The sequence below is a fragment of the Limnohabitans sp. 2KL-1 genome (assembly GCF_003063435.1).
Lineage (GTDB): Bacteria > Pseudomonadota > Gammaproteobacteria > Burkholderiales > Burkholderiaceae_C > Limnohabitans_A.
The window spans coordinates 254,941-276,908 of sequence record NZ_NESL01000002.1 but is presented as its reverse complement, the minus strand read 5'-3'; the positions used below and the strand labels follow the sequence as shown (position 1 = coordinate 276,908).

At 59.3% G+C, this 21,968-nt stretch carries 18 protein-coding genes and 1 pseudogene; 13 read left to right on the top strand and 6 right to left on the bottom strand.

All coding sequences use genetic code 11. The features are described 5' to 3' along the window. Nucleotides 1–54: 54 nt before the first annotated feature. On the bottom strand, nucleotides 55–1,554 hold the full coding sequence (locus B9Z47_RS05775; RefSeq protein WP_108330306.1) for a M81 family metallopeptidase: 1,500 nt from the start codon (nucleotides 1,552–1,554) through the stop codon (nucleotides 55–57). Between the two features lie 276 nt (nucleotides 1,555–1,830). On the opposite strand from B9Z47_RS05775, the gene B9Z47_RS05770 reads away from it, so the two are divergent. Beyond that, nucleotides 1,831–3,027, top strand: a complete 1,197-nt coding sequence (locus B9Z47_RS05770; RefSeq protein ID WP_158271626.1) for a C45 family peptidase — start codon at nucleotides 1,831–1,833, stop codon at nucleotides 3,025–3,027. A gap of 112 nt (nucleotides 3,028–3,139) precedes the next feature. Here B9Z47_RS05770 and B9Z47_RS05765 read toward each other — a convergent pair whose 3' ends face one another. Further along, nucleotides 3,140–3,817: a transglutaminase family protein gene (locus tag B9Z47_RS05765; protein WP_108330304.1), complete on the bottom strand. Its 678-nt coding sequence runs from the start codon at nucleotides 3,815–3,817 to the stop codon at nucleotides 3,140–3,142. 84 nt (nucleotides 3,818–3,901) lie between these two features. On the opposite strand from B9Z47_RS05765, the gene B9Z47_RS05760 reads away from it, so the two are divergent. The 7 genes from B9Z47_RS05760 to B9Z47_RS05730 all read left to right on the top strand — a co-directional run bounded on the left by B9Z47_RS05760 (nucleotide 3,902) and on the right by B9Z47_RS05730 (nucleotide 12,591). Continuing rightward, on the top strand, nucleotides 3,902–4,795 hold the full coding sequence (locus tag B9Z47_RS05760) for an MBL fold metallo-hydrolase (RefSeq protein WP_108330303.1): 894 nt from the start codon (nucleotides 3,902–3,904) through the stop codon (nucleotides 4,793–4,795). A gap of 32 nt (nucleotides 4,796–4,827) precedes the next feature. Next, a complete protein-coding gene (locus tag B9Z47_RS05755) occupies nucleotides 4,828–5,643 on the top strand; it encodes a 2-keto-4-pentenoate hydratase (RefSeq protein WP_108330302.1) in 816 nt (271 codons plus the stop codon). Between the two features lie 183 nt (nucleotides 5,644–5,826). Then, nucleotides 5,827–6,684 carry an excinuclease Cho gene (gene cho / locus B9Z47_RS05750; RefSeq protein WP_108330301.1) on the top strand — a complete coding sequence of 286 codons (858 nt, stop codon included), beginning with the start codon at nucleotides 5,827–5,829 and terminating at the stop codon, nucleotides 6,682–6,684. A 755-nt stretch (nucleotides 6,685–7,439) separates the two neighbouring features. Continuing rightward, entirely contained in the window at nucleotides 7,440–8,234 is a 795-nt protein-coding gene (locus B9Z47_RS05745) for an OmpA family protein (RefSeq protein WP_158271625.1), read from the top strand. A gap of 46 nt (nucleotides 8,235–8,280) precedes the next feature. After that, nucleotides 8,281–11,028, top strand: a complete 2,748-nt coding sequence (locus tag B9Z47_RS05740; RefSeq protein ID WP_108330299.1) for an Ig-like domain-containing protein — start codon at nucleotides 8,281–8,283, stop codon at nucleotides 11,026–11,028. Between the two features lie 93 nt (nucleotides 11,029–11,121). Next, nucleotides 11,122–11,388 carry a hypothetical protein gene (locus tag B9Z47_RS05735; protein ID WP_146185762.1) on the top strand — a complete coding sequence of 89 codons (267 nt, stop codon included), beginning with the start codon at nucleotides 11,122–11,124 and terminating at the stop codon, nucleotides 11,386–11,388. A 348-nt stretch (nucleotides 11,389–11,736) separates the two neighbouring features. Then, nucleotides 11,737–12,591 (top strand): transporter substrate-binding domain-containing protein, encoded by an 855-nt coding sequence (locus tag B9Z47_RS05730; protein ID WP_108330297.1) that lies wholly within the window; start codon nucleotides 11,737–11,739, stop codon nucleotides 12,589–12,591. Between the two features lie 43 nt (nucleotides 12,592–12,634). Here the strand turns inward: B9Z47_RS05730 and B9Z47_RS05725 are convergent, their stop codons facing one another. Further along, on the bottom strand, nucleotides 12,635–13,279 hold the full coding sequence (locus B9Z47_RS05725; protein WP_108330296.1) for a response regulator transcription factor: 645 nt from the start codon (nucleotides 13,277–13,279) through the stop codon (nucleotides 12,635–12,637). A 185-nt stretch (nucleotides 13,280–13,464) separates the two neighbouring features. Then, a complete protein-coding gene (argA, locus tag B9Z47_RS05720) occupies nucleotides 13,465–14,811 on the bottom strand; it encodes an amino-acid N-acetyltransferase (RefSeq protein WP_108330295.1) in 1,347 nt (448 codons plus the stop codon). A gap of 102 nt (nucleotides 14,812–14,913) precedes the next feature. Here argA and hrpA point away from each other — a divergent pair, with 102 nt between their 5' ends. The 4 genes and pseudogenes from hrpA to B9Z47_RS19185 all read left to right on the top strand — a co-directional run. Further along, nucleotides 14,914–18,990: an ATP-dependent RNA helicase HrpA gene (gene hrpA / locus B9Z47_RS05715; RefSeq protein ID WP_108330726.1), complete on the top strand. Its 4,077-nt coding sequence runs from the start codon at nucleotides 14,914–14,916 to the stop codon at nucleotides 18,988–18,990. A gap of 43 nt (nucleotides 18,991–19,033) precedes the next feature. Beyond that, nucleotides 19,034–19,411, top strand: a complete 378-nt coding sequence (locus B9Z47_RS05710; RefSeq protein WP_108330294.1) for a type II toxin-antitoxin system RelE/ParE family toxin — start codon at nucleotides 19,034–19,036, stop codon at nucleotides 19,409–19,411. Continuing rightward, entirely contained in the window at nucleotides 19,401–19,748 is a 348-nt protein-coding gene (locus tag B9Z47_RS05705; protein ID WP_108330293.1) for a DNA-binding transcriptional regulator, read from the top strand. The genes B9Z47_RS05710 and B9Z47_RS05705 overlap by 11 nt, the downstream gene beginning before the upstream one ends. Nucleotides 19,749–19,752: 4 nt before the next feature. Then, nucleotides 19,753–19,938, top strand: a pseudogene (locus tag B9Z47_RS19185) (DUF3418 domain-containing protein); the annotation flags it as partial. A 10-nt stretch (nucleotides 19,939–19,948) separates the two neighbouring features. On the opposite strand, the gene B9Z47_RS05695 reads toward B9Z47_RS19185, so the two are convergent. Continuing rightward, on the bottom strand, nucleotides 19,949–20,887 hold the full coding sequence (locus B9Z47_RS05695; RefSeq protein ID WP_108330292.1) for a LysR family transcriptional regulator: 939 nt from the start codon (nucleotides 20,885–20,887) through the stop codon (nucleotides 19,949–19,951). Nucleotides 20,888–20,999: 112 nt separating this feature from the next. Between B9Z47_RS05695 and B9Z47_RS05690 the strand changes: the two genes are divergently transcribed. Continuing rightward, nucleotides 21,000–21,392, top strand: a complete 393-nt coding sequence (locus B9Z47_RS05690) for a 4-oxalocrotonate tautomerase family protein (protein ID WP_108330291.1) — start codon at nucleotides 21,000–21,002, stop codon at nucleotides 21,390–21,392. 13 nt (nucleotides 21,393–21,405) lie between these two features. Here B9Z47_RS05690 and B9Z47_RS05685 read toward each other — a convergent pair whose 3' ends face one another. Next, entirely contained in the window at nucleotides 21,406–21,711 is a 306-nt protein-coding gene (locus tag B9Z47_RS05685) for an addiction module antidote protein (RefSeq protein WP_199226270.1), read from the bottom strand. Nucleotides 21,712–21,968: the final 257 nt, after the last annotated feature.

Below are 21,968 nucleotides of genomic sequence, written 5' to 3'. Positions count from 1 at the left end.
GGCCCGCAGCCTTGCTTGGACACAGGCCGAGCCCAGGGTTGGCTGCGGGGCATTTCAGGACGGACTGGACCAGCGCATGCCTGCGTCCAGCGGGTAAATCGGGCGGCGCAAGCGTTTGAACTGCAGCTCGCTGTAGTCCGATGTGCAGGCCCCTGCGCCCGCGCATTCCACGGTGGCGCGGGCCAGATGCCCCAAACCGGCGCGCCAGTGCACCCGGCTTTTGAGCACGACAAAATCCTTTTGTGCCGGGTCGATGCCCAGGCACAGCAGGGCATTCACATCAAAAGGCTCGACATGGCGCGAGATCAGCGCCACTGCCACATCGCCCGTGTCGATCACCACCGCATGGCCCATGTTTTGCCGTGCGCCCTGGCTCATCGGGCCTTTGTTGCGGTATTTGCCGTTGGAGATCAGCTTCACCACGCCGTTGAGCTCAATCGGCTCGCTGCGGTGCGGCATGAGCGGCATGGCCATCTTGCCGCCGACTTGCAAGCGCACGGGTGATCCGATGCCTGCCGCCATGGCCTCTTGCACCGCCTGGGGGTCAAAAATCGCAAACACCGCCACGTTGCGCAAGCCCTGGCGCAGCACTTCGGCCAGCACAGCGGTGGTGTCCATGGTGCCGCCCGAGGCCGCGTTGTCGTAATGGTCCAGCAGCATGACCGGAAAGTCGGTGAACGTTTGGGCTCGGGCCACCGACGCGGCCAGCGGCTCCAGCTCATAAACCCATTGCGCTCGGCTGTCCCAGGCCATTTGCATCAGCTCGTCGCGCAGACGACGGGCCAGCGCCGGGTCGTTGTCGGTCACGACCACCACCGACAGGCCCGCGTTTTCGATGTCGGCATGCGGAAATCCGGTGAACACGCTGGCGCACAAGGCGCCGTCTTTTTCCATCTGCCTTGCGCGCGCCTGGAGCGAGCGGTTGGGCTCGTCCAGCGAACTTTGCCGCATGATGTGCGGGATCATGGGCAAGCGGCCCCAGGCCGTGCTGGGCTGTGCCTGGCCCTGGATCAGTTTCAACAAGGCCGAGCCCGCCCGCACCCCCGTGTCGTACATGTCCACATGCGGGTAGGTCTGGTAGCCCGCTACGGTTTGCGCCAGCTCGACCATGTCGGCGTACACATTGGCGTGCATGTCGTAGGCCACGCCAATCGGCGTGCGTGGATCGATGGCACGGATGCGGCGCAGCAACTCGCCTTCGCCGTCCTCGTGGCTTTCGCTCACCATGGCGCCGTGCAGGTCCAGCAAGATGCCGTCAAAACCACCCCGTGCAACGGCCTGCACAATCGTCTGGCTCATGGCCTCGTAAGCCGCGTCGTGCACCAATCCGCTGGGCGCGGCATGCGCGGCCAGGGCCAGCTCGAACTCGGCCCCGGCCTGCTCGGCCAGATCGATGAACGCCCCAGTGGCCGTGCCCGTGCCGCGAAACGCCGCGATAGCGGCTGGCCCCATCGGGGGCGTCTCACCCGGGCCAAGTGCAAACCGCTGCAAATCGGTGGGCACCGGTGAGAAGGTGTTGGTCTCGTGCATCATCATCGCGATCAGCAAGCGCATGGGTTTCTCCCGTTCAACAGGCTTGCATGATGGTCCCCTCAGCCTGCAGCCCACAGTCACCGAGGTGCCAGCGACGACGCCAGTTTGTCCGGCTTCTAATTGACAGGGCAGGGCCGATGGCATCAGACTGGGTCGTTAAGTCTGGACGGGTCAGCCGAAGCGGGTTGGGGATCGTCCAGCCGGGCATCAGGGTCCGACCGCATGGTGGCCATGTGGGCCATGTGGGCCTTGCATGCCTTGTACCCGAACCCCCATTTTTTGTCAGGAGACCCGCGCATGTTCCCTTGCATCGACACTTTGGGTGCGGCCTCTGCCCGCGAGCGCGGTCAGATCTATGGCCGCGAGGCCCAGGATCGCATCCATCACAGCGTGGTGACTTATGCCCGGCTGTTTGCCGCTTGCGGCATCGATTGGGCCTGTGCGTGTGAGCGGGCCATGCGCTTTGAAAGCGTGATTGCGCAAGTGGACGCCGACTTGATGGCCGAGCTGCGCGGCATGGCCGAGGGCAGCGGTCAGAGCCTGGGCAGCCTGATGGCGCTGAACTGCCGCACCGAGATTTTGCCGCCCACGTTTTTTTCGGATGAACCCCAACTGGCCCACGCGGCTTTGGCCGCCAACCGCGCCGCAGGTCTGCCCGACTGGCTGGAGCAAGCCGCCTGGGACGGTGCTTTGAAAGACGGCGAATGCACCGCCATGGGCGTGACCGCCGCCGCCAGCCGCACTGGCCAAGCCTGGCTGGCGCAAAACTGGGACTGGATGGGCCGCCAGCGTCAGGCCTTGGTTGTGTTACACACCCAAGGCCCCAGCGGCCAACGCATCACCACGCTGACCGAGGCCGGCATGCTGGCCAAGATCGGCATCAACCGATGGGGCTTTGCGCTGGGCCTGAACATTTTGCGCTCCCTGCACGATGGCAGCCGTCTCGGTGTGCCAGTGCATGTGTTGCTGCGGCACCTGCTCGACTGCCGCAGTGTGGCCCACGCCCGCGAGCGCTTGCAGGCCTTGCAAGAACTGGGTTTTGGCGCAGCCTCCAACGTGCCCTGCGCCGACGCACAAGGGCAGGTTGCCTGTTTTGAAGTCTCGCCCGCAGGCTGGGCCGAGCAGCCGCCCACCAACGGCGTGGTGTTGCATACCAACCATTTCCTGTGCCCATCGCTGCTGGCTGAGCAGGCACCCATGGGGCCGGGTTTGTCCAGCCACAGCCGCCTGAGCACCGCTCGTCAACACGCGCTGCAAACGCCCATTGGCCAGGCTGAATTGGAGCGCTTTTTGCGTGATGAATCCGACGGTTTTTTGTCCATTTGCCGCAGCCCAGACCCGAGCATTGCGCCCGAAAGCCGCGTGGAAAGTGTGGCGGGCATCCTCATGCATACCCAACCCCCGGCCATGTGGGTCGCATGCGGTGTGCCCAGTCGTGTGGCCTTTGAAGCCGTGCCCTTGCCCTGGGCGGATCAGCCTGCCAGCGTGCGGTGAGCCACGCATGGCGCCCACCGACGGCGATTTGAGGTCTTGCGGGTTCTGGTGTCACGTCCGTCGCCCAAAGTCTTGGGCTTGAGCGCAGAGGTTCTCCCTCGCATGGGCTGCTTTAACGCGTTTCCCGCGCCACGTCGTGTTCAAAACTGGCGTTTTTCAAGGGATCTTTTTCGGCCATCCAGCCGCGGTAAACGGTCTTGAAGTCGGCCACGATTTGCGCCAGCGGCATGTCGTCAAAGGTGCCGCGTTGGTTCACGTACTCCATGTGCCGGTTGCCCGCCTTGTCAAAGGGGTGGTAGATCGAATCGTTTTTGCCGTCAAACTCCAGCGGCAGCAGGCCGAACTTGTCGCACAGCTCGATGTTGAAAGCGGGCGTGGCCTTGACCCATTGGCCCTCCAGCCAGATGTCGGCGTAACCATGCCAGATGAACACATCGGTTTGCATGGTTTGGCGCAAGCGCTCGGTGCTCAGGTGGTTGCGGACATCGGCGTAACCCAGCCGGGCGTGCAGACCCACCGCACGGCAGGCTGCAGCCATCAAGGCCGCTTTGGGCACGCACCAGCCCGAGCCCTGGGCAAGCACCGAGCTGGCGCGCATGCCTTCGGGTGAAAGATCAATGCGGTAGGGGTCGTATCGGAATTGGTCACGCACCGCCAGATAAAGCGACACGGCCCGTTCGCGGTCGTCTTGGCCTTGCGCGTGTTGGTGGGCAAAGGCGATCACTTCAGGGTGATCGCTGTCGATCAGGGCGGTGGGTGCCAGAGTGGCGGCACAGGGCAGGGTGTTCATGCCATTCACTGTAGCCTGTGCGGCAGCCCGAGCGTGTCACGCTGGCTATAGTTCCCTGCACATGGAAATCTTGGAAAGGCTGTCATGTCGTCTGTTTTGTGTTTTGGCTCGGTCAGCGTGCACTTGGGGGACAAGTCGGGCAAATACCCCGATGGCAACCAACTCATCGTGCAAGGGGCCGACATGCGTGTGGCCTTTGACACGCCCGAGGTGGCCAACCGCATCGGCCCCGAGCTGGACAGGGTGGATCTGGTGATTCTGGGGCATGTGCACGAAGACCACATGGCCGGGCTGCACCGCTTGCCTCATGCCCGCGTGCAGGTGCACGAGGCTGATTTGGCCGCCGCCCAGTCCTGGGACGGCATGTGCCGCCACTACGGCTACCCGCAGGACGTGCTGGACGCGATGCTCACCATCGTGCAAAAGGATTTTCATTACCACCCACGGCCCGACGCCACTGGCTACAGCGACGGTGCCATGTGGGACCTGGGCGGCGGCGTGCGCGTGCGGGCCCATCACTTGCCGGGTCACACCGCAGGCCACTGCGCCTTGGTGGTCGAGAGCGAAGGGCTGGCCTTCATCGGTGACATCGATCTGACCGGCTTCGGCCCGTATTACGGCGACGCCACCTCCAGTTTGAGCGACTTTCGGCAAAGCCTGAAAAAAGTGGCCGAACTGGATGCCCGCATCTGGGTCACCTCGCACCACAAGGCGGTGGTGACCGATCGGGCGCAGTTTCTGGCCGATCTGGCCCGCTTTGCCAGCAAGATCGACCAGCGCAGCGAACAACTGCTGGGCTATTTGCAAACGCCGCACAACCTGGACGAACTGGTCAGCCGTCGTCTGTTGTACCCCGCAGGCTATGACGTGCCCTTTGTGCCTTGTGCTGAACGCAACGCCATTGGCATGCACTTGGCTGAGTTGCAGGCGCAGGGGCACATTCAGCCCCTGGAGGATGGCCGCTTTGTCGCGGTTTGAGACCTTTTCAGCTTTTCAACAGGAACCCACGCATGACGCCCGAACAACTTTTGCAACACCACGACCAAGCCCGTTTGTGGGGTCTACCGCCCGGCGTGGTGGGCGGCCCCGATACGGCGGCGGCTTACCAGCAGGCCTTGGCTGTGCGCCAGTTGCGCCAGCAGCGCGGCGAAGTGCCCAGGGGCTACAAGATCGGCTTCACCAACCGCACCTTGTGGCAGCGTTACGAGGTGTTTGCGCCCATGTGGGGCACGGTCTGGGACACAGGCCTCAGCTTTGCCGAGCCCGCCGCATTGGGTTCGGCCGGGGGCAGCATCGACCTGACGCACACCTGCCAGCCCCGGCTGGAGCCTGAAATCGTGTTCGGCATGAAGGCCACGCCTGTGGCCCATGCGAGTTGGCAGCAATTGTTCGAGGCCATTGACTGGATCGCCCCCGGTTTTGAGGTGGTGCAGTCGCATGCCCTGGACTGGAAGTTCACCGCCACCGACACCATGGCCGACAGCGGCTTGCATGCCCGTTTGCTGGTGGGTCCTCGCCAAGCGGTGCAACAACTGGCCACGGATGCACAGGCTTTGCACGCCCTGTTGGCGCAAGCCCAAGTCACGCTGTTCAAAAACGGCCAGACGGTGGAGCAGGGCACAGGAGCCAACGTGCTGGACAGTCCGTTGAACGCCTTGCACCATTTTTTGAAAGAACTGCGTCAATGCCCTGGCGCGGTCGATTTGCAAGCCGGTGACGTCATCACCACCGGCACCTGGACCGATGCCTGGCCCCTGCAAGTCGGGGACAACTGGCGGGCCGAATTTTCTGCCCCACTGGGCAGCCTGAGCGCCCAGATGCGCTGATTCAGTGCACGACGCCGGGCAAAAAAACGCCCCGAGCCTTCCGGTTCGGGGCGAAAATCAACAAAAATGTCAGGCAACTGCAAGAAGCATGACCACGTCAGTATACTGTGAATTTAACCAGTATTTTGAGGTGTGGATGTCTGAGCCCTTGCTGAACAGTACGCGTCCCGCCCCACACTTACCATGCCCTTGACACGCCGCCGCCGAGACGACTTTGCTGACAGTCAGGGCTACGAATACCCGCAGCACTTGCGCGATGCCATCGAAGACGCCCCCACGGGTGCAGGCGTCTACACCTTCCATGGTCAGGCGGGAGATTTGCCGCTGTACATTGGCAAGAGCATCAACATCCGTGCCCGTTTGCTTTCGCATCTGCGCACGCCCGACGAAGCCCGCATGCTGCGTCAAGCCCAACGCATCAGTTACATCCGCACGGCGGGCGAGATCGGGGCCTTGTTGCTGGAGGCGCAAATGATCAAGGCCCAGCACCCCGTGTTCAACCAAAAACTGCGTCGCAACAAACAACTGTGCAGTCTGCACATGGCGGGTGACGTGCCCCAGGTTGTCTACGCCAAAGACATCGACTTTGCCACTCAGCGCGAGCTGTATGGCCTGTTTGCCAGCCGCCACGCTGCGCTGGACGCCCTTCGCGCCATTGCCGACCAGAACAAGCTGTGCTACGGCCCGCTGGGCCTGGAAAAGTTGCCTCCCGGTAAAGCCTGTTTTCGGGCCGCTATCCGCCAATGTGCGGGCGTGTGTCGGGGCGACGAAAGCCACGAGGCTCACCGTGAGCGTCTGTTCAGCAGCCTGCTGGCACTGCGCGTGGCGTGCTGGCCTTATCCAGGGGCGGTGGGGTTGGTGGAGCGCGACGAAGGACTCACCCAAATCCATGTCGTCAACCATTGGTGCTATTTGGGCAGCGCTCCCAACAGCGCAGCGGCCCGGCAACTGAGCAGCGTGGCCGCAGGCTTTGACGCCGATGGCTACAAAATCCTGTGCCGCCCGGTGCTCACCGGGCGTGTGGAGATCCTGGTGTTGTGAGCAGGGCTGCGGCATGCAGCAGCCGACTTGTGGTTGGCGGTCAGGCATGTCTTGTGTCGGTGGGCCGTTGACTTTGGGTGTGTCACACCCTCCCCAAAGCCTGTTGCCCCACACGCTGTGTCTTCAGCGTGGGCAACCAGGTTGGCGCTGCTCAAACTTGAAAAATGCGCCGCCTCTAATCATCGGGGTCGGATGCGTTGGCGCGGAGTCCAGTTGGACCATTTGGCCTGTGAGCGCTGGGAGTACGGCCACATTTTGGTTTTCAGTCTGTTGTTGCACCTGGCTTCGTCATCCAGATATTTGATGAAAATACTTGTTGATTTTAAAAATTTAATCAGTTGTTAATCTGTTGATTGCTTTGTTGCTCGTATTTTTATTGGTATTGATATTTTATAAATTGATAAATCTTCAATTTTAAATACGCTTTCTAGCCAGTTTACAGAGCCCTTGTGTCACGGATGATTGGACATAGAGTTGTAGATCAATTAGCGACTCTAAGTTTTTGAATTCATACAAGTTTTTGAGAGGTCACTATGCGTAAATCAGCACCATTAATGACGGGTTGGCCCACCAAATTTCCAGTCATCGGGCGTTTGTGTCTTGTCGGGCTTCTTTCACTTGGCTTGCCTTTTTGGGCGGCAGCTCAAAACAATGGAAATAACGCAAACACCGGAAGCAGTGGTGCTCGGGTTTCTATCGAATCCTTTGGTGAGGCTTTTACTTCAGCCTTGGTGGCACCGGCCGAACAAACCCGTGTGTTCATCTACAGAGCCACTCAGGGTTTTTCTCAGTTGCCTGTGAATATTTACCTCAATGGTCAATACCACGCCTCCTTGTTGCGGGGGGGGTACACCGAGTTCTGTACGGCACCGGGTGCTGTGAGTGTCAAGCTGGCGTTGGATGATGCCTCCCGGTTGCACCTGAGCAAGCAAGACAGCGGTCAGCGCATGACCATGCAGGCGGGGCAGAGCATGTTTTTGAGGGTCGATGAGAGCGCTTTGCCTGCGCTTGGTTTGCAAAACATTTTGCAATCACAAGCACAGTCCGACATGTCGGGCACGCGGCGTCAGATTCACACCATCTCTCGGGCCAAGGCGGCGCTGAATTGCGGCGAGCCCGCCAAACTGGCACCGCCGCCGGTCGCTGCTGCGCCCAAGCCTGCTGTTCCCAGGGAATATGCCCTGGAGACGGATGCCTTGTTCGAATTTGGCAAGGCAGAAATCCGAGCTTCGGGCTACAACGCCATTGAAAGCTTGGTGCAGAGATTGCGGCAAGACTTCACATCGGTGGAGCGTATCCGCGTGGTGGGCTACACCGATGCCATCGGATCGAACGCCTTCAATAAAAAGTTGTCGCAAGAACGTGCCGATGTCGTTGCTCGCCAAATTACGGCACGCAATGTCAAACCAATCATGGGGATTGATGCCGAGGGGCGTGGTCCGATCGAGTTGGCCAAAACCGGCTGCAAAAACGCGCCCACACCAGAGAACAAACTTTGCCATGCACCCAATCGCAGGGTCATGGTTGTCATCACCGGCGCCCGCCGCTGATGCGCCGATTGTTCATTCATTCACCACATTTTGACTGTCACACATCATGAGCAAAGCATACAAAATCAAACTGAATCAAGGCCAAGGCGAAACCAAGTTTCTGGATATTCCCCAGTCGGGGGCGTTGGGTACGCCCCTGGCCGTCAAGGCGGTGGCGGGTGGTAAATACCAGTTGATGGATGGCTCCACCGGTTACGCACCTGAAAACATCAGGACATCTCGCTTGGGCAAAAATTTGCTGGTTTTTTTTGAGGGCCGCAGCACCGCTGATCTGGTCATCGAAGATTACTACGATGTAACGCCCGAGGGGTTCAATGGCCTGATTGGCGAATCCGAGTCGGGTCGTTTTTATGAATACATTCCTGAGACGGCGGTGGGGTACACCTCGGTGCCCCTGTTGGCCGATGGCTCGGGTCAGGTTGGCATGGCGCTGGGGGGTGCTGAAATCACGGCCTCTGGCGCAGCGGTGGGCACGCTGGTTGCTGCTGCAGGTCTCAATCCCTTGCTGTTGGCACCGTTGGGCTTGTTGGGGGCTGCCGCTGGCGGCGGCGGAGGAGGCGGTGGCGATGCGGGAACGGGGGGTGGCGGAACGGGTGGCGGTACGGACACCACCGCGCCTGAGATCAAGTCAGCCCAATTGCACACAGACGACGATTCAGGCCCGAAAGACAACATCACGGCGGACACCACGCCTCGCATTCAGGTGCAAACCGAGCCGAATGCCGATGTGTCTGTGGAGTTGGATGGAAAAACTTACACAGGCAAAGCCAATGAAAATGGTGTGTTTGTGGTTCAGGTACCGGATGCCAACCCCCTGAAAGATGGCGCGTATACCCCCAAAGTGACCGCAACCGACGCCGCAGGCAACAAAGCCCAGTTTGATGGCACCCCATTCACCGTGGATACCAGTGGGGAAAAAAATCCACCTGAACTGGACCCGAATGCCAATGCCTTGATTGACATCATCAGCATCACGGAGGATTCTGGTGTCAATAAAACAGACTTCTATACCAAAGACAACCAGTTGGTCTTCAATGGAACGGTCAAGCAGTTCACCCAAAATGGGGACTGGGTCAAACTGGAGCTCAAAGATGCGAGCGACAAATTGATTGACACCACGTATGTCAAGCCCGTGGCCAGCGGCACGACCTGGAGCTGGAGCTGGGATCGCACAGCCAAGGACAAATTGGTGGACGGTCAATACAAGTTGACTGCCGTGGTGGTGGATGGCGCTGACAATGTGGTGGGTGTGGGCACCTCCAAGGTGTCGGATGTTCAGGCCGTGATCATCGATACCGATTCGGGCAACAACTTTGTCCCCGCCAAACAAGAAGACCCCAACAAGTCGTGCACCGTTGAAATCATCTCCATGAACCAGGACACGGGGGCATCCGGCAGTGATTTTGTGACACAGGACAGAACCCACGTTTACTTGGGCAAGTTGAACGCCTTTGTCGATGACAAAAACGGCACCTTGGTCGAGGTGTCTTTGAAAGATGCAGCAGGCAAGGTGCTGGCCTCGGACTACGTCATTCCCAAACTCGTGGATGGCCAATGGACCTGGACCTGGGATCAAACCGCCAACATCCTCAAAGATGGTGAATACACCTTGAGCGCCAGTGTGGTGGACAAAGCCGGCAACGTGATCCACAAGGACGATCCGCAATTGGTGGTGATTGACAACAGTACCGCTGACAACGGCGCACAAGCGGATGCCAACACGGCGCTGAAAATGCTGCCAGTGTCTTTTTCCGACGATACGGGCCTCAAGGCAGACGATTACCTGACCAAAGACCAGTCACTGTCCGTCAAGGGTGCGTTTGACAAGGACTTCATTGACAACGGTGACCGGGTGTTGGTTCAGATATTTGGTCAGGATGGCAAGCTGATGAATCAGCAATATGTCAAGCCTGAAGGGCCAAACTGGACTTTCCAGAACGACATGGATCTGGGACAAAAGGACGAGACCAAGACTTACACCGTTAAATCTTCTTTGGTCGATGCTGCGGGCAATACGCTGCAGGCCACCAGCCAATCATTTGTGGTGGATCTGTTTACCTCGGTCATCACGCCCAAGCCAGAGCAGGGCAGCAACGGTGTCAACACCTTCAAGATCATCGATTTTTCATCAAGCGAACGGGGCTCTTACACATTCGCAACAGGCACTGGTGCCAGCATGACCAAGTCCTATGACGGTGGTGTCTTTCAAATGAAAGAAATTGAGGGCAAAGTATTTGCTGCGGGTCAATTTTCCCTGGAGTTCACGGATTGGGCTGGCAACGTGAAAACCGTGAAAAATCCTGGCGAGGTGTGGGATTTCAGCCAAGCCGTGATGTCCAACCCCGTACCGAGTGTGTTGCCTGTACCTGGCTTCAATGCGGATCAGTTGGTGGGGTCGGTGGGCAAGTTGGTTTTGCCCACAGGTCAAAAGGAATTTGACATGGCCTCTTTGTACGATGGGATCTCAAGCATCGGCGAGACGGTCGCCGTGAACCATGTGGACATGGCGCAAGGCATCCACACGCTGGAGTTGACCATGGGCGATGTGCTGCAGTTGGGTGTCAAAAACAGTTTCTCGACATCGACGACCCACAAAGGCAAGCTTCAAATGCGCATTGAAGGTGATGCAGCTGACAAGCTGGTGCTGGACGACCTGGTTGGCGAAAAAGATTACGACTGGGTGAACAACAATTCCGTGGTCTCACTGGACGGTCAAAATTACAACGCCTATACTCATGAATCGCTTGGCTTGAGTCTTTTTGTTCATACCTCAGTTTCTATCCAGATGGTCTGATTTCATTCCTTCCAACCTTTTGTGCTGAATTCAAAATCATTTTTCAGAAACTTCACATGTGCCACGATGGGGGTCTTCATGGCGGTCAACGCCATGGCCGATCCTCTTTTGGACTTTGCGATGTTCGCGCCACCGGAGGCTGCGCAGCGCAAGCTGCCTGATCCGGTGGTCAGTTGGCTGGTCAAGCCCAATGCAAGTGCTTATTGTCAGCATGTGCAAATGAAAGATGGTTATGTCACTCGCCCGGAAGGTTGTGTGTTTTGGCAGGCGCAGGCTTCGCGATGCACCATCGTGACCACGGGGCACACCACCCATTCACTGCTGGGCCACTTGTTTGTGCATTGTCTTCAGACACGTTGATGTCGATTTGTCCGATTTCTTTTTTGCACAGCATCGGGTCCCGCGCTCCCAAGCTGCTTTTTTTACTGTTGAGCCTGTTGCTCCTGACAGCTTGTGAGACGATCCCCACCATGCGCCCTCCTCAGGTGGATATGGTGCGTTTTGCACCTGTTGCCGATACGAAACGGATATTGAATGATCCTAAGATCAAGTATCTGGTGCGAACCGATGGTTATGAATATTGCGCCCGTATCACTGGCATACCGGTGACCCCGACTTCGCGCCCCATGGCATGCGCTTTTTGGAATGTGCGTCGCAAAGAGTGCACGATCGTGACCCCGATGACCACTGGGTTCAATTATCTGGGCCATGAGCTCCGGCATTGTTTTGAGGGGGCTTTTCATGATTGATCGGTCCAGTTTGCAGTTCGACTCACGCGTCAATCGACGGCGTTTCCTGCTGGCGACCATGGCCTCGTGGGCTATGGGGCAGTGGGTACACGCACAAGCACAGTCAGGTCAGGAGGGCGTTTTGAAAGTCGGTTTTCTTGCTCATTACAAACCCTTCAGCTTTGTGGATGGGCAATTGAAGGGGTTTGACCTGGATGTGTTGAAACGGCTGGCGGTCATCATGAAATTGGAGTTGCAAATTCATGTAGATGGCATGGCGACATTGCAGAAAAAAATGGCTTCCAATGAAATTTCTGTCATTGGCAATCAGCTGCTGGCAACGCCAGAAAACCGCAGAGTGTTTGATTTCGCCAAATCTTATGCAGCCAACCAATTGGTCTGCATTCAGCATGAAGACGATTCAAGAAACTTCTTGAGTCTGGACGATCTGTACGGCAAGAAGTTGGGGGTGCTGGCCAGCACCGGCATTGAGGAGCAGGCTCGAGGCGTGTTGGGTAAAACAGTGCTCTCTTTTTCCTCGATTGATCAAGCCCTGAAACAATTGGCCAACAAGCAACTGGATGCAGTTCTGGAAGAGAGTTTGATTGCAGACTTCTATATCGAACAGGATGCATTGCCCGTCAAAGTCACTGCACCCTTCGCACCGCCATTGGTGGTGGGCTTGGTGGTGCGCAAGGGCAACAAAGAGTTGTCGCAACGCCTGACGGCGGCAATTCAAACGGCCTTGGCGGATGGCTCTTTCAAGGAGATTTCCGTGCGCTGGTTTGGCTACGACGTGAGCCGCTCCAGTGTGAGTCATGCTGCCTCTCGATGAACACCGGGCCGCTACCGGGTGCCATCGCGGCAGGCTCTCACATTCAGGGGTTGCTGAAAATGTCCAGAATTTTATTTTCTGCGTCCATGGCCATCTGCAGCAATTCAGGCAAGGACGCGCAGCCCATTTTTTCCAGTACCCGGCTGCGGTGAAGTTTCACCGTTGCCGGGGCTGAGCCATTGATGTTGGCGATCTCTTTGTTGCCATAGCCTTTGACCATCCAGCGACACACTTTGCGCTCCTTCTCGGTCAATCGCATGAACCGTTCCTGAACGTTCAAAGCGCTGGTTTTTTGAGCTTGCTGGACTTTGTCTTTTTGCAGAGCCATATCGACCGCCAGGAGCAATGTCTCCAACCCAAAGGGTTTGAGCAGAAAATCCACAGCGCCTTGTTTCATGGCTTCGATGATTTCAGATGGTTGGCTTTCTCCGGAAATGAAAATGATGGGGGTTTCTCTACCCTTGCGTTTCATTTCGATTTGCAAAGTCAGACCACTCATTTCGGGCATGCGAATGTCCAGCAAAATCACTGCGGGCGTGATGGGCAGTGCATCTCGCAAAAAAGAGGCGGGGCTGTCAAAAGTCTGAATGGAATAGCGTTCGGAGCTGAGGCTGAAAGCCAAACTTCGGCGGATTGAAGGATCGTCGTCGATCAGATAGACATGTCCCTTGAAGTCGTCAAAGTTCATCGCGCGCCGTGAATGGGTTCTTGTGTTTGATCGGTCGATTTCATCTGCTGTGATCGATTCTATCGTTGATCAAAATGGGGGGCGTTTCTTCGTAATCGTGGGTCATTTAGTTTTGAACGGAGCCAATTGCATGCGAACAATCTCGATGGGTTGCCGGATCATGGGGTGATGCGCACAGCTTCAGCTTACAGCTTCTTGACCAGCACCTGGCTCTTGCGGTCCCAGTTGTATTTGCGTTTGCGCGCTTCGGGCAGCCAGTCGGGGTCCACCTGCGCAAAGCCGCGCTTGATGAACCAGTGCATGGTGCGTGTGGTCAGCACAAAGATGCTTTTCAGGCCCATGGCTCGGGCGCGTTGCTCGATGCGCTTGAGCACCTTTTCGCCGTCGCCTTGGCCTTGTGACTGGGGCGACACGGTGAGCGCCGCCATTTCGGCCGTCTTGGCTTCGGGGTAAGGGTAGAGCGCCGCGCAGGCAAAGATCACACCGTCGTGGTCGATGATGGTGTAGTGGTCCACATCGCGCTCGATCTCGGTGCGGTCGCGCTTGACGAGGGTTCCGTCTTTCTCAAACGGCTCGATCAGCTGCAAGATGCCGCCCACGTCGTCGGCGGTGGCTTCGCGCAGTTCCTCGAGCTTTTCGTCCACGATCATGGTGCCGATGCCGTCGTGCACATACACCTCTAACAACAGCGCACCATCCACCGCAAAGGGCAGGATGTGGCTGCGCTCCACGCCTTCTTCGCAGGCTTTCACGCAATGCTGCAGATAAAAGCCAATGTCGGTCGGCTCGGTGGGGTTGGGCAATGCGGCCAGCAACTGCTTGGCGGCGGCCAAGGGCAATTCGGTGTCAATCGGGTTGTCGTCGCTGGCCGGGGCGTGCGGCTCGATGCGGATGCCCGGGATCTCGGTCACAAAAATCAGTTTGTCGGCCTGCAGCTCGGCGGCCACGCTGGTGGCCACTTCTTCCATGGTCAGGTTAAAAGCTTCGCCCGTGGGCGAAAAGCCAAACGGCGACAGCAGCACCATCGCGCCCATGTCCAGCGTGCGCATGATGCCGTCCACGTCCACCTTGCGCACCAGACCTGAGTGCATGAAGTCCACCCCGTCCACAATGCCCACCGGGCGGGCGGTGATGAAGTTGCCCGAAATCACCCGCACCGTGGAGCCCGCCATGGGCGTGTTGGGCAAGCCCTGGCTGAAGGCCGCTTCGATCTCGTAACGCAACTGGCCCGCCGCCTCTTGGGCGCAGTCGAGCGCCACGCTGTCGGTGATGCGGATGCCGTGCGAATATTTGGGCATGTGGCCCTTGGCCGCCAGTTGTTCATTGACTTGCGGGCGAAAGCCGTGCACCAACACGATCTTGACGCCCATGCTCTGGATCAGGGCCAAATCTTGCGCCAGGTTTTGCAGCTTGCCCGCCGCAATCGCCTCGCCCGCGATGCCCACCACAAAGGTCTTGCCCCGGTGCATGTGGATGTAAGGTGCCACCGACCGGAACCAGGGCACGAAGGTGAAGTTGAAGACTGTGGGCATGGGCGGCGAAGGTGCGGTGAAAGGGCTGCGAAAGTGGCAGGGTGCGCGGGACTGGGATAATCCCCCGCTGTTCTTGCCTTGATTTTCACAGAAGTTTCCGCCTTGTCTGACACCCCCCTCCAAATCGAGTTCCCCGAAGGCCTGCCGGTCTCGGCCCGCCGTGACGAAATCATGGCTGCTATGGACCAGCACCAGGTCATCATCGTCTGCGGTGAAACGGGCTCGGGCAAGACCACGCAGCTGCCCAAAATCGCGCTGATGCTGGGGCGCGGCAAGCTCAACGCCAAGCCGGGTGAGCGGGCGCGCATGATCGGCCACACCCAGCCACGGCGCATTGCGGCCAGCTCGGTGGCCAAGCGGATTGCCGAAGAACTCAAGACGCCACTGGGCGAGGTGGTGGGCTTCAAGGTGCGGTTTCAGGACCGTTTGAGTAAAAACGCCTCGGTCAAGCTCATGACCGACGGTATTTTGTTGGCCGAAACACAGACCGACCCGTTGCTGCAAGCCTATGACACCATCATCATCGACGAGGCGCACGAGCGCAGCCTGAACATCGACTTCTTGCTCGGCTACCTGCGTCAGATCCTGCCGCGCCGCCCGGACCTCAAAATCGTCGTCACCTCGGCCACCATCGACGCCGACCGTTTTGCCAAACACTTTGCCTCGCGCAACGGTCCGGCCCCGGTCATCATGGTGTCGGGGCGCACCTTCCCGGTGGAGCAGCGCTACCGTCCGTTTGAAGAGTCGCGTGACTACGGCCTGAACGATGCCATTGCGGACGGTGTGGACGAACTCTGGCAGGGCGGGGTAGGGGGCGACATCCTGATCTTCTTGCCCGGCGAGCGCGAGATCCGCGAGGCCGCCGACCACCTGCGCAAGCACTTGGTGCACCAGCCGCTCACGCGCAACGCCGAAGTGCTGCCGCTGTTTGCCCGCCTGTCGCAGGCCGAGCAAGACCGGATTTTTGAAGCATCGAATGGCCGCCGCATCGTGCTGGCCACCAACGTGGCCGAAACGTCATTGACGGTGCCCGGCATCCGTTATGTGATCGACGCGGGCACGGCGCGGGTCAAGCGCTACAGCCTGCGCAGCAAGGTCGAGCAGCTGATGGTCGAGCCCATCAGCCAGGCGGCGGCCAACCAGCGGGCGGGCCGCTGCGGCCGTGTGGCCAACGGCATCTGCATCCGCCTGTACGACGACAAAGACTTTGCGGGCCGCCCGCGTTTTACCGATCCGGAAATTTTGCGTTCGTCTCTGGCGGGTGTGATCTTGCGCATGAAGTCGCTGCACCTGGGTGTGGTGGAAGACTTCCCGTTCATTGAAGCGCCGTCCAAACGCGCCATCACCGACGGCTACCAGCTGTTGGCCGAGCTGGGCGCGGTGGATGATGACAACGAACTCACCCCCATTGGCAAAGAGCTGGCCCGCCTGCCGCTGGACCCGCGTGTGGGCCGCATGATCTTGGAAGCCCGTGGCCGAGAAGCGCTCGACGAAGTGCTGGTGATCGCCAGCGCCATGAGCGTGCAAGACGTGCGCGACCGCCCCATGGATTTGCAAGCCCAGGCCGACCAACAACACGCCAAGTTCGACGACGACAAGAGCGAATTCACCGGTTACCTGAAGCTGTGGAAGTGGATTCACGACGCCCGAGGTGGGCCCACTAAAACAATTGGGGTCAGATCCCAATTAAATTCCCCAGCCCAGCCGGGGCAAAACAATCGGGATCTGACCCCAATTAAAGGCGGGCCCGCGCAAGAAGCGCCGCAGCACAAACTCAGCAACCGCCAATACGAGCAGCTGCTGCGCCAGAACTTCGTCAACATCCGGCGCGTGCGAGAGTGGCGGGACACGCACACCCAGCTGCTCACCGTGGTGGCCGAGCACAAGTGGCGCATCAACACGCAGCCTGCGAGTTATGAGCAATTGCACCTGTCCATGCTGGCGGGTCTGTTGGGCAACGTGGGCTACAAGCTCGAAGACGAAGAGGCCTATCTGGGCGCACGCGGCATCAAGTTTCACAAACACCCCGGCGCGCACCTGAGCAAAAAACCGGGCCGCTGGATCGTTGTGGCCGAGCTGGTCGAAACCACGCGCCTGTTTGGCCGAGGCATCGCCGCGATTGAGCCGCAGTGGTTGGAGCAAGTCGGCGCGCACCTGCTGCGCAAACAAGTGCTCGACCCGCATTGGGAAAAGAAATCGGCCGAAGTGGTGGCGCTGGAACGCGCCACGCTGTATGGCCTGGTGGTCTACAGCGGGCGGCGCACGGCCTACAGCCGGGTGGACCTGCACGGCGCACGCGAGATTTTCATCCGCGAAGCGCTGGTGGGCGACCAGTGGGAGACCAAGCTGCCTTTCCTGGCCGCCAACCACAAGATGATCGCCAAGGTCGAAGAGCTGGAGCACAAGTCGCGCCGCCAAGACGTACTGGTGGACGACGAGCTGATCTACGCTTTTTACGACCAGCAGATTCCGCCCGAGGTGTGCAGCGGCCGCCTGCTGGAAGACTGGTACCGCCATGAGAGCGTCAAGCAGCCGCGCCTGTTGCTGCTGAGCCGCGAAGAACTGATGCGCCACGAAGCCGCAGGCATCACCACGCAGGCCTTCCCCAAACACATCCGTCTGGGCGGCACCGACTGCCAGGCCACTTATTTGCACCAGCCAGGCGACGCCCGCGATGGTGTGACGGTGACGGTGCCTTTGTTTGTGCTCAACCAGGTGAGCGAAGACCGCTGCGAATGGCTGGTGCCTGGCCTGCTCAAAGACAAAATTCAAGCCCTGCTCAAAAGCCTGCCGCAGCGCCCGCGCAGCCGCTTTGTGCCGCTGCCCGAATCGGCCACGCGCCTGGCCGCCGAGCTGTCTGTGCCCGAGCTGTTTGGCAGCGGCTCGCTGACCGATGTGCTGCTCAAAAAAGCCCGCGACGAAACCAGCCTGGACATCAAGCGCACCGATTTCAAACACGAGATGCTCAGCCCGCACCTGTTCATGAACCTGTGCGTGGTGGACGAGCACGGGCGTCAGTTGGGCATGGGCCGCAACCTGGGCGCGCTCAAAGGCGAGCTGGGGGCCAAGGCGCGTGGCGCGTTCCAGGCGCTGGCGCAGCTCAAAGTCGCTTCATCAGCCATGCCTGCCTCTGCTGTCATGCCTGCGAACGCGGGCATCCATGACCCCGATGGACACCCGATCAAGTCGGGTGTGACAACAGGGCAGTCGGGTGCGACCAAAGAAGCTGTCATACCCGCCTCCCATGTCATACCCGCGAACGCGGGTATCCATGCCCGCACAGGTACAACACCCGCCAAAGCCACCCCCGCCAAACAAACCCCTATCGCCCCCCAGCGCTACACCGCTTGGACCTTCGGCGAACTCCCCGAGCTGATGGAAATCAGCAAAGGCGGCCAGACCCTGATCGGCTTCCCGGCGCTGGTGGACATGCAAGACGCCGTCACCATCGAAGTCTTTGACGAGCCCGATGTGGCCGCCAGCAAAAACCGCGCAGGCCTGCGTCGCCTGTTTGCGCTGCAGATCAAAGACGCGCTCAAGTACCTTGAGAAAAACATCCCCGACCTGCAAAAAATGGCCGTGGCCTACATGCCGCTCGGCACAGCCGACGAGCTGAAAACCCAGATCATCGATGTGGCGCTGGACCGCGCCTTTTTGCTCGACCCGCTGCCCAACGACGAAATCACCTTCAAGCGCCGCATCGAAGAAGGCCGGGGACGCTTGACCCTGATTGCCAACGAAGTGGCCCGACTGGCGGGCACCATCTTGCTGGAGTTTGGCGCGGCCACCCGCAAGATCAAGGACACCAAAAATGCGCCCGACGCCACAGCAGACTGCACAGCGCAACTGCAACGCCTGATGCCCAAAAACTTCATGGCCGCCACCCCGTGGCCGCAGCTGCAGCACTGCGCCCGCTACCTCAAAGCCGTGACCCTGCGCCTGGACAAATACCGCGCCGACCCCGCCCGCGACGCCCAGCGCCTGACCGAGCTGAAGCCGCAAGAGCAGCGCTACTGGCGCCTGGTGGCCGAACGCAAAGGCGCGCAAGACGCCCGCATGCTGGAGTTCCGCTGGCTACTGGAAGAGCTGCGCGTGAGCTTTTTCGCCCAAGAACTGCGAACCCCGCAACCCGTCAGCATCAAGCGGCTGGAGAAGGCTTGGGGCCAGTTGAATCATTGATGGGGTTTTACGATTTATGCCACTAAGTGGCATAATTTGATGCATGCGCCGCGTCTTCAAAACCCGTCAATTTGCCAAGTGGATGCGTAAAACCGATCTGACGGATCACGCTTTGTGCCTGGCAGTGAGCGAGATGCTCGGTGGCTTGGTGGATGCTGATCTGGGTGGCGATGTGCTCAAGAAGCGTGTTGCCTTGCCCGGCCGTGGCAAGCGTGGGGGTGCCTGCACGTTGGTGGCCACACGCAGGGCCAGTCGTTGGTTCTTCGTTTTCGGATTTGAAAAGAACGAAAAGGCCAATGTGACCCGCACTGAGTTAGAGGCCTTGCAGTGGCTGGCCAAGCAACTGCTGGACTTGTCCACAGCTCAGGTTGAAGTCGCGGTGCAAGACGGTTCATTACAGGAGATTTGCCATGAGCACTAAACCGAAAACCCAGACAAAGGCCAAACCCCAAGCTGCCAGCCGCGTGCTGGCAACGGTTTACGAAACAGCGGCGGATCTGGAGCGTTTGGGTTTCATCGACAAGCGGAAGATGCAAAAGCTCGACGCGCTTTGCATGGAGCCGATTGCGCCCTATGACAGCGCCCAAATTCGCGCACTGCGCGAGCAGCACAATTTGAGTCAGACCGTGATGGCGTCGGTGCTGAACACCAGCGCCTCTACCGTGCGCAAATGGGAGATCGGTGAGAAGCACCCCAGTGGCCCGTCGCTCAAGTTGCTGAACTTGCTGGACCGCAAGGGGCTGGATGCCTTGTTGTGATGCCCTAGACAAATACCGCGCCGACCCCGCCAGCGATGCCTAGCGCTTGACCGAGCGGAAACCGCAAGAACACGCTACTGGTGCCTGGTAGCCGAACGCAAAGGCCCAAGACGCCCGCATGCTGGAGTTTCGCTGGTTACTGGAAGAACTGCGCGTGAACTTCTTTGCACAAGAACTGCGTACCCCGTAGCCGGTCAGCATCAAGCGGCTGGAGAAGGCTTGAGGGCAGTTGAATCATTGAGTTGGACACTTGAAATGCCGGTTAGCCGCTGCGCCCAATAGTCCACACAAGCCCTGATCTTGGGCAGCCGGTGCCGTTCGGGCAGCATCACGGCATAGACGGGGATGTCGCTCACATCAAAGCTGCCTTGCAGCAGAGGCACCAGCTCTCCTGCCTTCACCCAGGGTCGGGCCACGAAGTCGAGCAGGCGCGCAATGCCCACGCCGTGGCGCACCAGGGTGAGCATGACAGCCGAGTTGTCGGTCAGGCTTTGACCTTTCACGGCCCAGGGCGCTTTGTTGTCGTGCCTTTGCCATTGGTTCATGCCTGGGGCTTTGCTGTTGCCAATCAGGTGGTGCTGCGCCAGCTCGTCGGGTGTTTGAGGTGTGCCGTGCCGAGCCAGATAAGCGGGGCTGGCATACAGGGTGCGGCTGGCATGACCGATGGTGCGGGCCACCAGGTTGTCGCTGTGCACATCGGCGGTGCGAACAGCGATGTCGATGCCGTCGCGGGCCATGTCGGCCAGGCGGTCGTCCACCACGATGTCGATGTGCAGTTGCGGGTAAAGCGCATACAAGCCCGGCAGGCTGGGGGCGATCACGGCTTCGGCCACCGAGGCGCTCACGCCCACGCGCACCCAGCCGCTGGGCTGGCCCTGGCGCAGTTGCAGTTCGGCCCCGAGCACCTCGGCGGTATTCAGCATGTCTTGTCCATGGGCCAGCAGGGTGTCGCCTTCGTCGGTCAGGCTCAGGCCGTGGGTGCTGCGGTGCATGAGGCGTGCGCCGCAAGCGGTTTCTAAGCGTGTGAGTGCGCGGGTGACCTGGCTGACCGGGATGTCGCGTTCACGGGCAGCGGCAGACAGAGAGCCCAGTGCCGCAATGCGGGCAAACAGCGCGAGGTCGTCCAGGTGAAAAGGCATGGAGTACTCCGGATTGGTTTTGCAAATAACGATTTACCGATTTGCATTTTGTACTGTTTCGGTGGGTTGGTTGTTTACTTAAAGTGGCTTTCAACATTTACAGGAGAAAACCATGCCCATCTTGAACGTCTTGCTCAGCGGTCCGGCCCATCCGCAAACCACCCGCGAAGTGGCCGCGTTGTTGTCTGATTTGACGGCCCGGTTGCTGCACAAAAAACCGGAACTCACCTCCATCGCCGTGCGCTATGTTGATCCCGAACATTGGGTGGTGGGTGGCCGCACGCTGGCAGAGCAGGGATGCTCCAGCGTCTATGTCGAGATCAAGGTCACGGATGAGACCAACACCCGGGCCGAAAAGGCTGATTACATCCGGGCAGTGTTTGACGGCTTGTCAGCCCTGATGCCCAACCTGCACCACGAGAGCTACATCCATGTGCATGATGTGCGGGCCGGGGCGTATGGCTATGGCGGGTTGACGCAGGAGTACAGGGCGCAGCACGGGTGAATGTGTGGACAAGTCACGCTTTCATCGGCTGCGCGACGAGCTTCACTCCCAGCGCCGTGCAGACGCGGGCAATCGTGTCAAAGCGCGGGTGCGATGTGGGGCGCAGGGCTTTGTAGAGGGCTTCGCGGGTCAAGCCCGAGGCGCGGGCCACTTCGGTCATGCCGCGAGCGCGGGCAATGGTGCCCAGCGCGTGGGTCAGCTCAGCAGGGTCGTTTTCTTCCAGCACCAGCGTCAGGTAGTTGGCCACGTCCTCGTCGGTCTTGAGGTATTCGGCCATGTCGAAGTCGGGCAGGTCGGCGGCTTTGATTTTGCGGTTCATGCTCAGTCACTCCGTGAGGGTTCGGCACAATGCAATGGCTCGGGCAATGTCGTCAGACTGCGTTGATTTGTCACCACCGCCCAGCATCACGATCAGCATGCCAACCTGATGGTTGGCAAATAAAGGGTCAAACTCGGGCATGTGGTTGATCTTGAACGCAACTATTGTAATCAGTTGTTCACACTTTGGCTTGATGCAGCGGTGGCTTAAAAGCAGCCAGATCCCAGAGTTTGGGTCCTGTATTAAGGCAAACTACG

Coding starts and splice junctions, on each gene's coding strand:
- B9Z47_RS05775 (WP_108330306.1), bottom strand. CDS start 1,554: ATGCGCTTGCTGATCGCGATGATGATGCACGAGACCAACACCTTCTCA.
- B9Z47_RS05770 (WP_158271626.1), top strand. CDS start 1,831: ATGTTCCCTTGCATCGACACTTTGGGTGCGGCCTCTGCCCGCGAGCGC.
- B9Z47_RS05765 (WP_108330304.1), bottom strand. CDS start 3,817: ATGAACACCCTGCCCTGTGCCGCCACTCTGGCACCCACCGCCCTGATC.
- B9Z47_RS05760 (WP_108330303.1), top strand. CDS start 3,902: ATGTCGTCTGTTTTGTGTTTTGGCTCGGTCAGCGTGCACTTGGGGGAC.
- B9Z47_RS05755 (WP_108330302.1), top strand. CDS start 4,828: ATGACGCCCGAACAACTTTTGCAACACCACGACCAAGCCCGTTTGTGG.
- cho (WP_108330301.1), top strand. CDS start 5,827: ATGCCCTTGACACGCCGCCGCCGAGACGACTTTGCTGACAGTCAGGGC.
- B9Z47_RS05740 (WP_108330299.1), top strand. CDS start 8,281: ATGAGCAAAGCATACAAAATCAAACTGAATCAAGGCCAAGGCGAAACC.
- B9Z47_RS05735 (WP_146185762.1), top strand. CDS start 11,122: ATGGCCGATCCTCTTTTGGACTTTGCGATGTTCGCGCCACCGGAGGCT.
- B9Z47_RS05730 (WP_108330297.1), top strand. CDS start 11,737: ATGAGCTCCGGCATTGTTTTGAGGGGGCTTTTCATGATTGATCGGTCC.
- B9Z47_RS05725 (WP_108330296.1), bottom strand. CDS start 13,279: ATGAACTTTGACGACTTCAAGGGACATGTCTATCTGATCGACGACGAT.
- argA (WP_108330295.1), bottom strand. CDS start 14,811: ATGCCCACAGTCTTCAACTTCACCTTCGTGCCCTGGTTCCGGTCGGTG.
- B9Z47_RS05710 (WP_108330294.1), top strand. CDS start 19,034: ATGCGCCGCGTCTTCAAAACCCGTCAATTTGCCAAGTGGATGCGTAAA.
- B9Z47_RS05705 (WP_108330293.1), top strand. CDS start 19,401: ATGAGCACTAAACCGAAAACCCAGACAAAGGCCAAACCCCAAGCTGCC.
- B9Z47_RS05695 (WP_108330292.1), bottom strand. CDS start 20,887: ATGCCTTTTCACCTGGACGACCTCGCGCTGTTTGCCCGCATTGCGGCA.
- B9Z47_RS05690 (WP_108330291.1), top strand. CDS start 21,000: ATGCCCATCTTGAACGTCTTGCTCAGCGGTCCGGCCCATCCGCAAACC.
- B9Z47_RS05685 (WP_199226270.1), bottom strand. CDS start 21,711: ATGAACCGCAAAATCAAAGCCGCCGACCTGCCCGACTTCGACATGGCC.